General features: G+C 40.6%; 12 protein-coding genes. 2 read left to right on the top strand and 10 right to left on the bottom strand.

Annotation, left to right across the window (positions count from 1 at the left end):
* Positions 1-13: 13 nt before the first annotated feature.
* The gene (gene galK, locus I6F41_RS08465) at positions 14-1,159 is read right to left on the bottom strand and encodes a galactokinase (RefSeq protein WP_086995000.1); all 1,146 of its coding nucleotides are present in this window, start codon (positions 1,157-1,159) and stop codon (positions 14-16) included.
* The gene (locus I6F41_RS08460) at positions 1,159-2,202 is read right to left on the bottom strand and encodes a UDP-glucose--hexose-1-phosphate uridylyltransferase (protein ID WP_011328446.1); all 1,044 of its coding nucleotides are present in this window, start codon (positions 2,200-2,202) and stop codon (positions 1,159-1,161) included. The genes galK and I6F41_RS08460 overlap by 1 nt, the downstream gene beginning before the upstream one ends.
* Before the next feature lie 145 nt (positions 2,203-2,347).
* On the opposite strand from I6F41_RS08460, the gene I6F41_RS08455 reads away from it, so the two are divergent.
* On the top strand, positions 2,348-3,364 hold the full coding sequence (locus I6F41_RS08455; RefSeq protein WP_089368424.1) for a LacI family DNA-binding transcriptional regulator: 1,017 nt from the start codon (positions 2,348-2,350) through the stop codon (positions 3,362-3,364).
* Between the two features lie 91 nt (positions 3,365-3,455).
* On the opposite strand, the gene prpF is transcribed toward I6F41_RS08455, so the two are convergent.
* From prpF to I6F41_RS08430, 5 genes are all read right to left on the bottom strand, one after another.
* Positions 3,456-4,622 carry a 2-methylaconitate cis-trans isomerase PrpF gene (prpF, locus tag I6F41_RS08450; protein WP_197108147.1) on the bottom strand — a complete coding sequence of 389 codons (1,167 nt, stop codon included), beginning with the start codon at positions 4,620-4,622 and terminating at the stop codon, positions 3,456-3,458.
* A 14-nt stretch (positions 4,623-4,636) separates the two neighbouring features.
* Positions 4,637-7,246, bottom strand: coding sequence for a Fe/S-dependent 2-methylisocitrate dehydratase AcnD (acnD, locus tag I6F41_RS08445; RefSeq protein WP_011328449.1), 2,610 nt, complete (start codon positions 7,244-7,246; stop codon positions 4,637-4,639).
* A 134-nt stretch (positions 7,247-7,380) separates the two neighbouring features.
* A complete protein-coding gene (gene prpC, locus I6F41_RS08440) occupies positions 7,381-8,505 on the bottom strand; it encodes a bifunctional 2-methylcitrate synthase/citrate synthase (protein WP_086994992.1) in 1,125 nt (374 codons plus the stop codon).
* A 25-nt stretch (positions 8,506-8,530) separates the two neighbouring features.
* Positions 8,531-9,403 carry a methylisocitrate lyase gene (gene prpB / locus I6F41_RS08435; protein ID WP_011328451.1) on the bottom strand — a complete coding sequence of 291 codons (873 nt, stop codon included), beginning with the start codon at positions 9,401-9,403 and terminating at the stop codon, positions 8,531-8,533.
* Positions 9,404-9,474: 71 nt separating this feature from the next.
* A complete protein-coding gene (locus tag I6F41_RS08430) occupies positions 9,475-10,173 on the bottom strand; it encodes a GntR family transcriptional regulator (protein ID WP_011328452.1) in 699 nt (232 codons plus the stop codon).
* Between the two features lie 263 nt (positions 10,174-10,436).
* Between I6F41_RS08430 and rsmF the strand changes: the two genes are divergently transcribed.
* A complete protein-coding gene (rsmF, locus tag I6F41_RS08425; RefSeq protein ID WP_182683400.1) occupies positions 10,437-11,885 on the top strand; it encodes a 16S rRNA (cytosine(1407)-C(5))-methyltransferase RsmF in 1,449 nt (482 codons plus the stop codon).
* Positions 11,886-12,113: 228 nt separating this feature from the next.
* On the opposite strand, the gene I6F41_RS08420 is transcribed toward rsmF, so the two are convergent.
* The 3 genes from I6F41_RS08420 to I6F41_RS08410 are packed head-to-tail and all read right to left on the bottom strand — an operon-like array spanning position 12,114 to position 15,774.
* Positions 12,114-12,836, bottom strand: a complete 723-nt coding sequence (locus tag I6F41_RS08420) for a VpsP family polysaccharide biosynthesis protein (RefSeq protein ID WP_179807280.1) — start codon at positions 12,834-12,836, stop codon at positions 12,114-12,116.
* Positions 12,829-13,557: a tyrosine-protein phosphatase gene (locus I6F41_RS08415; RefSeq protein WP_179807281.1), complete on the bottom strand. Its 729-nt coding sequence runs from the start codon at positions 13,555-13,557 to the stop codon at positions 12,829-12,831. Before I6F41_RS08415 ends, I6F41_RS08420 begins: the two co-directional genes overlap by 8 nt.
* Before the next feature lie 3 nt (positions 13,558-13,560).
* Entirely contained in the window at positions 13,561-15,774 is a 2,214-nt protein-coding gene (locus I6F41_RS08410) for a GumC family protein (protein WP_089368428.1), read from the bottom strand.
* Positions 15,775-15,777 lie beyond the last annotated feature (3 nt).

Genomic DNA, 15,777 nt, shown 5'->3' with positions numbered 1-15,777 from the left:
TTATTGTGTTTTATTAATTACTAAAAGCACCTTGAGAAGCCAGGCATACGTAAACGTCTGCTTGAAGCCCTGTTTTTGCATAATAATGTGTGTCAATAGTGTTACGTACTTGCTCAACTAAATGATCCGGTGTTAAAGCAACGATACAACCACCAAAACCACCACCGGTCATACGCACTCCGCCTTGTTCGCCTAAAACTTGAGCAGTAATATCCACTAAAAAGTCTATTTGAGAGGTAGTAATATCAAAATCATTTTTCATTGATAGGTGCGATTGTGCCATAAGTTGGCTCATAGTTACCATATCATTGACGTTTAGCGCTTTGAGAGCTAGTTCGGTACGGGTATTTTCAGTGACTATATGTTTAGCGCGCTTATATATTAATGGCGGTAAATTAGCTTGCTCTGCTTCTAGTTCCTCAAGAGTAACATCGCGCAATGCCGGTTTATTAAAGTGCTTTGCTGCAGCTTCGCATTGCTCGCGTCGGGTATTGTATTCGCTGTCGACCAGCCCTCTTTTAACATTAGAGTTAACAATAACTAACGACATTCCCTTTGGAATCACAGCATATTCAAAGGTTAAACTTCTGCAATCGAGCAACATGGCATGCCCTTGCTTGCCCATCGATGAAATTAATTGATCCATAATGCCGCAATTACAGCCGACAAAGTTATTTTCAGCACTTTGTCCCATAAGTGCCGCTTTAACACCATCGAGCGGAATATTGTTTAATGTTGCAAACGTTTTTAAAAGAGCAATTTCAAAACTAGCTGATGAACTCAAACCTGTACCTTGTGGCACATTGCCCGATACCACTAAGTCGGCGCCACTAATATTTGGATAGCTTTGCATTAATGCTTGCAGTGTGCCGCGAATATAATTAACCCACATTTGTTGTTGGCTAAATTCTATTTTATCTAGGCTAAAACTATTGGTTTCGCTGTTACAATCAATTGCTAAGACGTTAATGTTGCGATCAGCTCGTGCTTTTGCAGCAATGTCGGTGCCAAAATTAATCGCAGCAGGTAGCACAAAACCATCATTATAATCTGTGTGTTCACCAATGAGGTTAACGCGCCCAGGTGCATGAAATAGCTGTTCTGGCGGGCAATTAAAATGTTGTTCAAATTGGCTAATAAGCATTGTAGTTCTTGGCATTACTTAGCCTCCTTATAATGTACGTTTGGTACATCACGTAATCTTTGTGCTGCTTGCTCTGGGGTTAAATCACGTTGTGATTCAGCCATCATTTCGTAACCCACCATAAATTTACGCACAGTAGCTGAGCGTAATAATGGTGGAAAAAAGCTTGCATGAAGCTGCCATTCACTATGCTCTTGCCCATCATAAGGCGCGCCGTGCCAGCCCATAGAATATGGGAACGAACAATTAAATAAATTGTCGTATTTAGTGGTAATTTGTTTTAATGCATCGGCTAGAGTTACCGCTTGTTCTGGGGTTAAGTCGACCATACGTGTTAACGCAAAACGCGGTAATAATAAGGTTTCAAATGGCCAGCCTGCCCAGTACGGTACAACCACCAGCCAATCTTCATTTTTAACAACAACACGCTCGCCCGACTGCGCTTCACGCTGAGCGTAATCAAGTAATAAGTTACTGTTATATTTTTTAGCATAGTCGCTCAGCGCATGTTGTTTTTTATTTACCAAAGTAGGTAATTGCTGCTGCGACCAAATTTGGCCATGCGGATGCGGATTTGAGCACCCCATCATCGCCCCTTTGTTTTCGAATACCTGCACCCAGTTATACTTTTCGCCTAACTCTAAGCACTGGCTTTGCCACGTTTTAACAATGTCGGTAATAGCGCTAATACTAAGTTGCGGTAAGGTTTTGCTGTGATCTGGAGAGAAGCAAATAACACGACTTTCGCCTTGCTCTGTGGCCATTTTAAATAGCGGATCGTCTGTTTTAAATTCTGGAGTATCAATTTTCAGAGCTGCAAAGTCATTAGTAAACACATAAGTTTTTTTATAGTTGTCATTAACCTCACCGTTTATGCGGGTATTACCAGCACATAAAAAACAGCTTTCATCATGACTTTCTCTAACGTCTTCATCAAGAGTTTCAACTTGTCCCTGCCAAGGTCGTTTGGCACGATGCGGTGAAACTAACACCCACTCATCAATCAATGGATTGTAGCGACGATGTGGATGCTCAGTTGGGTCAAAAATTGTATCCATAAATATCTCAAATGTGGTTTATGATAAAACCGAAAAGGGTAAACGCTTACCCCGCTATTTGCAACCTAAAAAATCAACATATACAGCCCACGTTAAATAGTGTAAATTTTATTATTAACAGGATGTAGAAAACGATTACCCGCCAATGACAACAATAAAAGATGTAGCCAGAATTGCAGGCGTGTCTATCGCCTCGGTATCTCGTGTAATTAATAATGGCCCTAAAGTAAGTAAGGCAACCATAGAAAAAGTAAATAAAGTAATGCAAGAGCTTGGCTACACGCCCAATGCTAATGCACGTGCTTTAGTAACCCGAAAAAGCATGACCATAGGCGTGGTGATCCCCGAACTTACCGACCCATTTTTTGCATCATTAGCCAGCGGGGTAGATAAAGTAGCCCGCGAAAATAATATGCAATTGTTGTTAAGTACCGCAGGACAAAGTGTAGAATCTGAACGCGCTGCTATCAATTTATTACTTGAGCGCCGCTGCCAAACTGTTGTTATGCATAGTAAAATAATTCCTGACTGCGAACTAATTACTTTATGTGAAAAACTCCCCGGCTTAGTGCTTATCAATAGACACATTGAGCAAATAAAACATAAATGTATTTGGTTAGATAACGAAGAAGGCGCAAAAATAGCAGCGCGCCATCTAATGACGCTCAAACATAAAAACATTGCCTGTATAAGCAGTAAATATCAAATTGAAGATCCTGCGCTACGCCTTAATGGCTTTTCGGCAGAACTAAATATGGCAGGCAGCCCCATTAGCCCTGCGCTGATTAAATACGCGGAGCCTACCCTACAAGGCGGACAAAGCGCTGCGCAAAACTTATTAGCCTCTGGGCAGCCCTTCAGCGCTATTTTTGTTTATAACGATGCTATGGCTATTGGTGCTATTTCAACACTTGAAGATAATGGCTATAAAGTACCCGGTGATGTGTCGGTGATTGGTTTTGATGATGTGCTGATTGCACGTTATTCAAGGCCAAAACTAACCACTCTAAACTATCCCATTGAAAAAATGGCGCAGCACGCAGCTCAGTTGGCGTTAACACACTTTAAAAATGAAATAGTTGAAAGTGTCAGTCACAGTGAGCATAAATATTTACCCCGCTTGGTCAAACGAGAGTCAACGAGTATCAAAAATAGCCCATAACCAAAAAAAGTTGATGAGCAATACCCTAAAGTATTACCGCATCAACTTATGCATAAATTATAAATAACTTAATCGTAATTAAAACAATGCTTTATTGCGGTACTCTTACCACGCCTTCCATTAGTACCCGTGCACTGCGGCTCATACTGGCTTTAGTTACTTGCCAGTTACCATCCGTATTTGTAGCGTGTGCGCCTACTTTTAAGGTGCCCGATGGGTGACCAAAGTTAACTTCACTCAATGCCCCGCCACCAGCGGCTAAATTAACTAACGTACCGTCAATTGCCGCAGCGGTACCAATAGCTACTGCTGCTGTGCCCATCATTGCATGGTGTAATTTACCCATAGACATAGCGCGCACTAACAAGTTAATTTCACTGGCGTTAATTTGCTTACCGCTTGACGCTTTGTAATTTTGTGCTGCACCAACAAATGCCACTTTAGGTGTATGTTGGCGTGCTGCTGCCTCATCAATATTTTGTATGAGTCCCATTTTAACTGCGCCATAGGCACGAATGGTTTCAAGCTTTTCAAGCGCTGCTGCATCTGCGTTTATATCATCTTGCAATTCAGTGCCGGTATAACCAATGTCGCTTGCATTAACAAAAATGGTGGGAATGCCTGCGTTGATCATCGTCGCTTTTAAAGTACCGACTCCCGGCACTTCTAGGTCATCAACCACATTGCCAGTTGGGAATAACGCCCCGTCGCCATCTGCAGGGTCAATAAATTCCAGTTTTACTTCAGCTGCTGCAAATGTAACGCCGTCTAGCTCAAAGTCACCGGTTTCTTGTACTTCGCCATTAGTCATAGGTACATGCACTAAAATGCTTTTTTTAATATTGGCTTGCCACACACGTACAACAGCAACGCCATTATCCGGTACACGGCTTTTATCAACTAAGTCATTACTAATAGCAAAAGCACCGACAGCTGCGGTTAAATTACCGCAGTTGCCGCTAAAATCAACAAACGCTTTATCTATTGCCACTTGGCCAAATAAATAGTCAACATCGTGATCGGCTTGCGCACTTTTACTTAAAATAACTGTTTTACTGGTGCTAGATGTAGCACCGCCCATACCATCGGTTTGTTTGCCGTACGGATCTGGGCTGCCAATAACGCGCAGTAATAAGTTATTACGTGCCTCACCTGCCACTTGGGCAGGCTTTGGCAAGTCACTAAGGTTAAAAAACACCCCTTTACTAGTACCGCCACGCATGTATGTGGCAGGTACTTTAATTTGTGGTTTAAACATAATTAACCCTGCCCTTATGCTGTTTTTGTAGCTTCTAAAAAGTCTTGTGCAAAGCGTTGTAATACACCACCTGCAGCATAAATAGACAGCTCTTCTTGTGTATCTATACGACATTTCATTGGGACGTTTAGTACTTCGCCATTTTTACGAGTGATTGACAAGTTAAGTGTGCAACCAGGGGTTGGTTCACCCGTTACATCGTAACTTTCACTGCCATCTAGTTTGAGTGTTTTACGAGTTGTTCCCGCTTTAAACTCTAACGGTAAAACACCCATACCCACTAAGTTAGTACGGTGAATACGCTCAAACCCTTCAGCTGCTATTACTTCAACACCCGCGAGTCTTACGCCTTTTGCCGCCCAATCGCGCGACGAGCCTTGGCCATAATCTGCGCCAGCCACAATAATAAGTGGTTGCTTACGCTGCATGTATGCTTCGATTGCTTCCCACATGCGAGTATTTTTTCCCTCTGGTTCTATGCGCGCGTACGAACCTTGTTTAATTTCGCCGCTTTCATCAAGTACCATTTCATTTAGCAATTTAGGGTTAGCAAACGTAGCGCGCTGCGCTGTTAAATGATCGCCCCTATGGGTTGCGTATGAGTTAAAGTCTTCCTCAGGTACGTTCATTTTTAATAGGTATTCACCCGCGGCACTGCTGGCCATTATCGCATTTGAAGGCGATAAGTGATCGGTTGTAATGTTATCGCCAAGTACTGCCAGTGCACGCATACCTGTCATGGTACGCTCGCCTGCTAATGCACCTTCCCAATAAGGAGGTCGGCGAATATAAGTGCTTTCTGGACGCCATTCGTATAGCGGGTCGTTATCTTCACCGTAATCTACGGTTAAGTTAAACATGGGCTCGTATACTTTTCTAAATTGCTCTGGCTTAACGCTTTGCTTAACTACTGCGTCAATTTCTTCATCTGACGGCCATAAATCTTTAAGGGTAACGTCGTTACCTTGCTGATCTTTACCTAGTATATCTTTTTCAATATCAAAACGAATCGTACCGGCAATTGCATAAGCAACAACCAAAGGCGGCGATGCTAAAAACGCTTGTTTGGCGTAAGGATGAATACGGCCGTCAAAGTTACGGTTACCCGACAGTACCGCGGTGGCGTATAAGTCGCGATCAATCACTTCTTTTTGAATTACAGGGTCAAGCGCGCCACTCATGCCATTACACGTAGTACAAGCAAAACCAACAATACCAAAACCTAGCTGTTCAAGTTCGGTAAGTAAGTTAGCGTCTTCTAGGTACGATTGCACGGCTTTAGAGCCCGGTGCTAATGAGGTTTTTACCCAAGGTTTACGCGTTAACCCCTTGGCGTTAGCATTACGCGCAAGTAATGCCGCGGCAATCACGTTGCGTGGGTTACTGGTGTTTGTACAGCTGGTAATAGCGGCAATAATACACGCACCATCTGGCATTAAGCCTGCTTCGTTTTCAACTACGCCTGAAATACCTTCTTTAGCTAAATCGCTTGTAGATACACGGCGATGTGGATTTGATGGCCCAGCAATGTTGCGCCCCACACTTGATAAATCAAACTTAAGCACGCGATCGTACTGCGCTGTTTTTAAGCTATCGCTCCACAAGCCGGTGGTTTTAGCGTAGTTTTCTACCAGTGCAATTTGCTCTTCTTCACGACCCGTTAAACGCAAATAATCTATGGTCATATCGTCGATGTAAAACATCGCCGCTGTGGCACCAAATTCAGGCGTCATATTTGAAATAGTTGCACGATCGCCCAGCGTAAGTGCATCGGCACCTTCACCGTAAAATTCTAAGTATGCTGATACCACACGCTGCGCGCGTAAAAATTCAGTAATAGCCAGTACGATATCGGTAGCGGTAATACCCGGTTGGCGCTTACCTGTTAGCTCAACCCCTACAATGTCTGGCAGGCGCATGTACGAAGCGCGCCCTAGCATTACGCTTTCTGCTTCAAGGCCACCTACACCCACAGCAATAACACCCAGTGCATCAACGTGTGGAGTATGGCTGTCTGTACCTACTAAGGTATCTGGGAAGGCAATACCATCGCGGTTTTGAATTACCGGTGACATTTTTTCAAGGTTAATTTGATGCATAATGCCGTTACCTGGCGGGATCACATCAATATTTTTAAACGCTGTTTTGGTCCAGTTTATAAAATGGAAACGGTCATCGTTACGTCTGTCTTCTATAGCACGGTTTTTTTCAAATGCATCGGGATCAAACCCTGCATGCTCTACCGACAAAGAGTGATCTACAATTAATTGCGTAGGTACAACTGGGTTTACTTTAGACGGATCGCCACCTTTAGCAGCAATCGCGTCACGCAGTCCAGCTAAATCAACCAGTGCAGTTTGACCCAAAATATCGTGACACACTACACGCGCCGGATACCAAGGAAAGTCTAAATCTTGTTTGCGTTCAATCAACTGGTTTAGTGCATCGGTAAGCATTGCTGGATCGCAGCGGCGCACTAAGTTTTCGGCAAATACACGTGATGTATAAGGCAGTGTTGCATATGCACCTGGTTTAATTGCATCAACAGCTGCTTGAGCATCAAAATAATCAACGTTTGAATTGGGTAAGGGTTTTCGATATTCAGTATTATTTATTATAGTCATTAAAATATTCGCTAATTTGGTGACGGTGGTTGTGCACTACTAGCTTATTTAAGGAGAGAGTGAAAAGTGATGAGCCTTAAAATAGTGTGCAGCAAATAAAAAAGGTGAGCACTTTACGTGCCCACCAAATAATTTTAACGTGATTCGATAGGTGTGTAGCTACGTGCATCTGGCCCAGTGTAATCAGCACTTGGACGAATAATACGGTTATTTGCACGTTGCTCTTTAACGTGTGCTGTCCAACCTGTTACGCGGCTCATTACAAATATTGGCGTAAATAATTTGGTCGGAATATCCATAAAGTGATACGCCGATGCGTGGAAGAAATCAGCATTACAAAATAACTTTTTCTCGCGCCACATTACTTCTTCACAACGAACAGACACAGGATAAAGTACATCATCACCTACTTCTGCTGCGAGCTTTTCAGACCACTTTTTAATAATTACGTTACGTGGATCTGATTCGCGATAAATAGCGTGGCCAAAGCCCATAATTTTATCTTTACGCTCAAGCATGCCCATAATTTCTTGCTCTGCTTGATCTGCGCTGGTGAAGTTTTCAATCATATCCATTGCCGCTTCGTTAGCACCACCATGTAATGGCCCACGTAACGTACCTATGGCACCGGTTACACATGAATGAATATCAGATAGCGTTGATGCACACACACGACCAGTAAAGGTTGAGGCATTAAATTCATGCTCTGCGTATAAAATTAGTGACACATTCATTACTTGAGCAAATAGCTCAGACGGGGCTTTATCGTGTAATAAGGTTAAAAAATGCGCGCCAACTGAGTCATCATCTGTTTGCGTTTCAATGCGTACGCCATCATGCGTAAAGCGATACCAGTAACAAATAATACTTGGAAATACTGCAACCATGCGGTCAATCGCATCATTGGCTTCGCTAAAATCATTTTCCATTTCAAGGTTACCCAGCATAGAGCAACCTGTGCGCATCACATCCATTGGGTGTGCGTCTTTTGGAATGTTCTCAAGCACTGTTTTAAGTGCTTGTGGTAAGCCGCGTAAGCTTTTTAGTTTAGCTTTGTATTCTGCAAGCTCACCGGTTGTTGGTAATTCGCCACGAGATAATAAAAACGATACTTCTTCAAACTGCGCTTTTTCAGCAAGCTCGCTAATATCGTAACCACAATAAGTTAAACCTGAACCTGTTTGGCCTACTGTACATAATGCAGTTTGACCTGCTACTTGTCCGCGTAAACCTGCACCCGCTAATACTTTAGTACTCATAATTTATCTCCTTAAATTGTTATTATTATTTAGTTGATGAAAAAAGGTTATCTAGGGTATTTTCATAGGTGTGATAATCTAAAAAATCATAAAGCTCAGCACGGGTTTGCATATTTTCAATTTGGCTTTGTTGCGAACCTTCATTTAAAATTGAGCTATATACATTATAGGCTGCTTTGTTCATCGCTCTAAATGCGCTTAATGGGTAAAGCACCATTTCAACGCCTACATCGCCTAACTGCTCTTTAGTATAAATAGGCGTTTGACCAAACTCAGTAATGTTAGCCAATACAGGAACGTTAATCGCTTTTGTAAATGCTTGGTAGTCGGCAAGGTCGTGCACGGCTTCTGCAAAAATGGCGTCTGCACCGGCTTCAACACACGCTGCTGCGCGCTCAATAGCGGCATTTAAACCTTCTTTTTGAAACGCATCGGTACGTGCCATAATGTAAAAGTCACTATCGGTTTTTGCATCTACAGCAGCTTTAATACGGTCAACCATTTCACCTTGGCTAACTATTTCTTTATTTGGGCGGTGGCCACAACGCTTTTGCGCTACTTGGTCTTCAATATGGAAACCGGCAGCGCCTGCTTTAGTCATTTCTTTTACTGTACGGGCAATATTAAACGCACCACCCCAACCTGTATCTGCATCTACTAATAAAGGTAAGTCGCTTGCACCGGTAATACGGCGAATATCTTCAAGCACGTTATCAAGGCTAGTCATACCTAAATCAGGCATACCAAAAGAAGCATTGGCAACACCAGCACCCGATAAGTAAATTGCCTGATGACCCATTTTTTCAGCCATCATTGCTGTGTACGCATTAATAGTACCCACTATTTGTAATGGGTGATTATTGGCAATAGCCTGTTTAAACTTTGATCCTGCTGACATTCGTTTCTCCTAACTTTGAACGGTGGCTGCTCTGGGGCAGTTTTGATATTTTAAATACTAAAACGATTTATTTAACTGGCTTTAGTTTGCGCTGCAAGTAAATCAAATTTAGTTTGAATATTGGCTTGTGAAGCACTTATGTGGCGCTTCATCAACATTTCGGCTAATTCACCATCGTGGTTTTCAATCGCATTAATAATAGCTAAGTGCTCATCAAATGCTTTTGATACCCGCGGACCAACCATACCCATTTGTACGCGGTACATTCTTATTAATTGATAAAGGTCGTGGCATAGCAAATGAATCAAGTGGGCATTTTTACTGCCTTTAATAATGCGGTAATGAAAATCTAAATCACCTGCTTCTTGATAGTACGACTCGCCTTCTTTTACTCGTTGCGTTTTTAAATGCTGATTAAGTAATTGCTTTAAACCTTGGACTTCATCGGCTGCCATATTGTCGGCAGCAAGACGACACGCCAAGCCCTCTAAGGCACTGCGCACTTGATAAACTTCTATCAAGCGATCTGCTGTTAACGATACAACTCGGCAACCTATGTTGGCTTTACGCTCAACTAAATAACAGCTTTCTAAACGATTTAACGCCTCACGCAGCGTTGCACGGCTTACTCCATAACGCTTTGCCAGTTCTGGCTCAGATATTTTACTGCCTTGTGCTATGCTGCCCTCTACTATTTCTCGGCGCATATTTACAAACACTTGATCTGATGCGGTTGTAATAGGTGTTTCATTTAACAGGCTTTGCGTCATAGGTTACTATTAGATTGTCGACAATTTATAAAGCCACTATGAACTCACTACCACTAAGTGTCAACCCTAAAACAGTATGAAAAGCTTAAAAAACACACGCATTGTCGACATCATTAGCCTAAAGTATAATAATTACCTGCTCTAAAGTGATAAACCACCGCTAAGTGTCGACACCAATAAAAACTAACTTTTTACCTGTTAAGCACTGAAACACACTTTAAGAAATGTTATTATTTGTCTTTAATATAACGACTGGCCAAACCGTGGACGCAAATACCTTTATCCCCGAGCACTTTATCGATGATGTAAAAACCTATTTACCTGCACACCTAGATATAGACGACTTTATTAATGCTTGCCGGCGGCCACTACGAAAATCTATTCGTGTTAATACCTTAAAAATATCTGTTACTGAGTTTAAGCAATACGCTAAGCAAAAAAATTGGCTACTCACTCCTATTCCATGGTGCGAGGAAGGTTTTTGGTTAGAGCGCCCTGCCGCAGAAGAGCAAAACCTAGCACTTGGCAATACCGATCTTCACCTTAGCGGTGCTATGTATGTTCAAGAAGCAAGCTCTATGCTGCCCCCCATAGCACTAAAACAAAGTATAGAGCACACTAATTACGTTCTTGATATGGCATCTGCACCTGGTTCTAAAACTTCGCAGCTTGCTGCACTAATGAATAACCAAGGGGTGTTGGTTGCAAATGAGCTTTCGTCATCACGCTTAAAAGTACTTAGCGCTACTTTAAAACGCATGGGAGTAGGTAACTGTGCGTTATCGCATTTTGATGGGGTGATTTTTGGTAATTATATGTTTGAGTGCTTTGATAGCATTTTACTCGATGCCCCCTGCTCTGGCGAAGGCACAGTACGAAAAGATGCAGATGCACTAAAAAATTGGTCAATCGACTCTAATATTGAAATTGCCCAAGTACAAAAAGATCTAATTAAAAGTGCATTTTACGCCTTAAAGCCCGGTGGAACCTTAGTGTATTCAACCTGTACGCTTACTCCACTTGAAAACCAACACGTGTGCGACTTTTTACTCAGTGAATTTGGCGACTGTATAATACCCGAGTCTTTAAGTGATCTATTTCCTGGCGCAAGTAAAGCAACTACGCCAGAGGGGTATTTACATGTGTGGCCGCAAACTTTCGACAGTGAAGGCTTTTTTATTGCCAAATTCAAAAAACAAGCAAGTAGTGACAACCCTAATCTAAAAGTCAAAAAAGGTGCTTTTCCGTTTCAGCAATTTGAGAGCAAAAAAAGTGCTGTTTTTATGCAAACACTTAAGCAACAATTTGGTTTAAATACCTTACCGGGCACATTAATGCAGCGCGATAAAGAGCTGTGGTTATTTCCGCAGGAGTTTGAAGCTGTGCAAAACAAAATTAAATACGCCCGTTTAGGCATTCAACTTGGTGCCATTCATAATAATGGCGTGCGTTTAGCCCACGAGTTTGCAACCGCATTTGGTAAGCAGTGTAAAAGTAATGTATTGCCTTTAACCGACACTCAAGCTAACGACTACTTTCAGGGTAAGGATATTCGCTTAGCTGATGTAAGCCAAAATACAGGAGAAGTTATTTTAACTTTATGTGGCTGCCCTATTGGCTTAGGTAAATGGCAAAAAAATAAAGTTAAAAACTCACTCCCACGCGATCTAGTACAAAATACGCAGCTAATAACATGGGCACAAAGCAATTAAACAGCGTTTAATGTAAAATGTGAGTATTAAAACATGCATACATTTGTGAATATGATTGAGTTGTTAAAAGTACTTAAATTCGGATAATAAATGTGCGGTTTTAATCATATTAGCTATACTTATATGTACTTTCTTCTTCTCCCTATAATCAAGAAAGCGTCTTCAGTTAACGTAAGGCTCAACTAAGAGTCATTTTATAGCCCAGAGTTTTTATAACTCTGGGCATTTTTATTTGCCACTACCACAATGTTTTTTAAATATATAACTTTTGCGAACAGAATCGAAATCGCCACCAAATTGTAACGATAAACACAATATGGGTAAGCTATTACTTTGTTTTGCAATATCAAATACTTGATTGAATTTATAGCCATATTTAACTGCTAACTTCAATTCGTTAACATATAAAGCTTTGTATTGTGGAGTTAGTTGCGACCAATGAATCAACGCTATTTGAATAATACCTAAATGTACATCAAGCTTATAAGGTCCTACTTTTTTTGCTTGTTGAATATAATCATAAACCTGCTCTGTGGGCCCATCTTGATAACTCACCACTTGCGCCAATGCTATCCAAGTTTCTGCCCATGTTTGCCTTAATTCAATAGACTTTAAAAGCGCTTGTTCGGCTTGTTGGTAAGCCAGCTGATGTGTAGGAGCATTAATTACAGTCGGCTGATTTAAAATACTTACTGATAATATTTTTATATACGCATTCAAGTGCCAATAATGAGGATGGCTTGGCTCAAACTTAGCCGCTAAAGTAATAGCTTTTTCGGCCTGTTTTAATTCTGAGCGCTTAATTGGAGAGGACAGCTGTTCCAGCGTATTTCTAGCATTAAAATACCAAGCATTGGCGCGTATGCTTTTTATACTGTAATAGGCAATAAACAAGGTTATAAGCGCTAAAACAATAATAGGGATTAACCTATTTAATTTAAAACTAATCACAAAATAGTGACTCAGTTAAGCGCCAAGGGTTAGTTACAAATAACATATGTGCTTTATCCTCCCCTACTAAATTACTCACAATGTGTTTTGCTTTACTAAGTATTGGCGGCCTACGTTTTACCGAATGCGCATCAGAGGCAACATAATTAACTAAATTACCTTTAAGCATGTCATTGCTAATTTGTTTTGCTTTATCCCCCCACCCACCTTCAATACTTGAAGCGGTTAATTGAAACTCACAACCTAACTGCTTTAAATGTTCTATATAAAAAGGATTAGCCTGAATATCACGGTTACGTTCAGGGTGAGGTATAATCACTTTAATATTTTGTTTTGTTAACCAGCCAATAAACTTATCGTAGCCTGGTGGTACATGAGAATGTGGTAGCTCTAACAATAAGTAATTTGCTCCGGCTAAATTCCCAATGAAGGGCAATTTATTTGCCTTTACCAGTGCCATTAACTCTATATCAAGGCGTACTTCTGCCGCTACTGCTAGTTTTATAGTAATTTGAGCCTGTTTTGCATGCTCTTTTAAATCAGCTAAGTCTCTGCGAAGTTGTACCGCGGAGTTATCAAATCGCCCTATATGAATATGCGGAGTAATCACCATATGTGTTATTCCATCACTTTGCGCTAGCTTTAATAATGCTAAAGATTCATTTAAATTTTTAGCGCCATCGTCAATACCGGGTAAAATATGCGAATGAATATCAATCATAATTTAGCCATTAGGTTGAGGTTTTTCTGGCGGTTGTGAGTAATCATAATAATCATAGTATCCGTAGCTATGCTCATCTTTAGTTTTGCTCATATCTACTTGGTTAAGTATAACGCCTGCCACATGTGCTTTTACCTCAAACAAACGCTCTAACCCAGCTTTAATCGGTTTTACCCTTGTTACGTCTGCTCTCACTACATACACTACCGAATCAACACTTTGTGCAATTACTAATGCGTCACTAACCGCTTGTGTTGGGGGAGTGTCAATAATGATGTGATCGTACTTGGTTTTTAAAACCTTTAATAACTCATCAAAACGGGCGCTAGAGAGTAACTCTAACGGATTTGATGGTATTTGCCCACTTGGCATAATAGCAACACCAGAGCGCTCATCTAAATGAACGCACTCAGAAAACTGCTCTGTACCAGTAATTAAATTACTTAAGCCCGGGTGAAATACAGGTATATCAAACCGTTTTGCTAAGCTGGGTTTACGTAAATCAGCATCAATCAGTAAAACGCTCCCCATTTGCGCAAGCGATAAGGCTAAGTTAGCTGATGTGGTGGTTTTCCCTTCACCTGGGACGCTTGATGTAACTGCTATTATTTGATGATTTCGGTCTAACTGAGTAAGCAATAAGCTTGTTCTAAATGTACGCACAGATTCTGCAAAGCGACGGTATTTATCCTCTAAATATGCGTATATAGGAAACGGATTCTTTCTCGATATTTTAACTTTGGGTAATAAACCTAGCATGCGTTGCGCTAGTTTACTTTCAACGTCATTTTTTGTTTTTACCGTATCGTTTAATGCATCAAATATAAAGCTCATCACTACTGCAAAGGCAAAGCTAGCTATAAATGTAATTATTACAATAAGCTTTTTATTAGGCTTACTGGGATATTTAGGTGTGTATGCTCTATCTGTAAAGCGAGCTGCTGCTGAGGTGAAGTCGCTGGTTACTTCGGTTTCTTTAGAGCGAGATAAAAATGTATTAAATATATTTCGGTTAGTTTCAACTTCACGTTTTAACTGATTATACTGCGTTTCTTTACGTGTAATATATTGATAATCATCTCGAATTTTTTTCAAATCCGCTTCTAATGTATTAACGGTTCGAGTTGTTCTGTTTAACTCTTTTTCGATACCTGTAACTAGGCCTTTAATTTGCTTATTTAAATTAGCTTTTACAGTTGCAAGTTCAGCTTTAGCAGAAATCATTTTTGGGTGCTTATTGCCATATACTTCGCCCAAGTCACTCACTTTTCGCTCAACAAGTACTAACTCGCGCTTTACATCTTGTACTACTTTATGTGACGTTATTTCGGGCATACTGCCTAAAAATTCTATATTATTATTTCCATACTCCTTGATCACTCTGTTTATACTCTTTAAATTATTTCTTGCAGCTCGAGCATCAACTAGCTGCTGAGACATTTGCTCTAGCTCTTGTGTCACTAGCCCCGCAATACCTTCTATATCAACTAATTGCTGCGCCTCTCGGTATGCTTGTAGGCGAACTTCTGAGTCATCTAATTGGATCCGTAATTGTGACAAACGTGTGTTTAACCAGCTTGTTGCCTGTTGCGTTATCCCCATTTTGGCGCGCATTTGGCTGTCTATGTATACCTCACCTACCGTATTTGCTACTAAGGCTGCAAGTTTAGAATCACTCGACTCAAAACTCACCCTAACTAATTGCGTTTTACGAATTGGTGAAACTATTAATGCTTTATTAAATATACTAAGCAAATCTTGCATTTGTTGCTCAACTTGATCTTCATACGAGAGCGCAGCAACTTCTTTTTTATTTAAAAAAGGCAGCAACTCTTTAATTAGTATATTAACTTCATTAAATATTGAAGGTTTTGGAATAAAGTCAGTGTGTGACTGCAGATCTAGTTTCGTAATAACTTCACGTGCAATACTGTCTGATTTTATTACCTCAAATTGAGTTAAATAATATTCTTTTTGGTTTGAGTCTAAACCATATATTTCTTCAAAACTAACCGCTTTAGCCTGCTCAGCTTCAATTAATAACGTTGCACTTGCTTTATATTTAGGTATTAAAGTTAACGTAATCATTATCGCTAATAATGTAATAACTATCGCAAAGCTCAAAATTCGCCACTTTGCTTGCTTAATAACATTAAAGTTAATGCCCAACTCAATTACATCATCATTATTATTTAATTTTTCTGATTTTTGATTCATTCA

It is taken from the genome of Pseudoalteromonas sp. SCQQ13 (assembly GCF_015864415.1).
GTDB classification, from domain to species: domain Bacteria; phylum Pseudomonadota; class Gammaproteobacteria; order Enterobacterales; family Alteromonadaceae; genus Pseudoalteromonas; species Pseudoalteromonas nigrifaciens.
The sequence above is the reverse complement of the archived record's forward strand: the minus strand, read 5'-3'. Positions and strand labels throughout refer to the sequence as shown.

What these genes read in the sequence shown, in the direction of transcription:
- galK (WP_086995000.1), bottom strand. Translation starts at nt 1,159, where the DNA reads ATGCCAAGAACTACAATGCTTATTAGCCAATTTGAACAACATTTTAAT.
- I6F41_RS08460 (WP_011328446.1), bottom strand. Translation starts at nt 2,202, where the DNA reads ATGGATACAATTTTTGACCCAACTGAGCATCCACATCGTCGCTACAAT.
- I6F41_RS08455 (WP_089368424.1), top strand. Translation starts at nt 2,348, where the DNA reads ATGACAACAATAAAAGATGTAGCCAGAATTGCAGGCGTGTCTATCGCC.
- prpF (WP_197108147.1), bottom strand. Translation starts at nt 4,622, where the DNA reads ATGTTTAAACCACAAATTAAAGTACCTGCCACATACATGCGTGGCGGT.
- acnD (WP_011328449.1), bottom strand. Translation starts at nt 7,246, where the DNA reads ATGACTATAATAAATAATACTGAATATCGAAAACCCTTACCCAATTCA.
- prpC (WP_086994992.1), bottom strand. Translation starts at nt 8,505, where the DNA reads ATGAGTACTAAAGTATTAGCGGGTGCAGGTTTACGCGGACAAGTAGCA.
- prpB (WP_011328451.1), bottom strand. Translation starts at nt 9,403, where the DNA reads ATGTCAGCAGGATCAAAGTTTAAACAGGCTATTGCCAATAATCACCCA.
- I6F41_RS08430 (WP_011328452.1), bottom strand. Translation starts at nt 10,173, where the DNA reads ATGACGCAAAGCCTGTTAAATGAAACACCTATTACAACCGCATCAGAT.
- I6F41_RS08415 (WP_179807281.1), bottom strand. Translation starts at nt 13,557, where the DNA reads ATGATTGATATTCATTCGCATATTTTACCCGGTATTGACGATGGCGCT.
- I6F41_RS08410 (WP_089368428.1), bottom strand. Translation starts at nt 15,774, where the DNA reads ATGAATCAAAAATCAGAAAAATTAAATAATAATGATGATGTAATTGAG.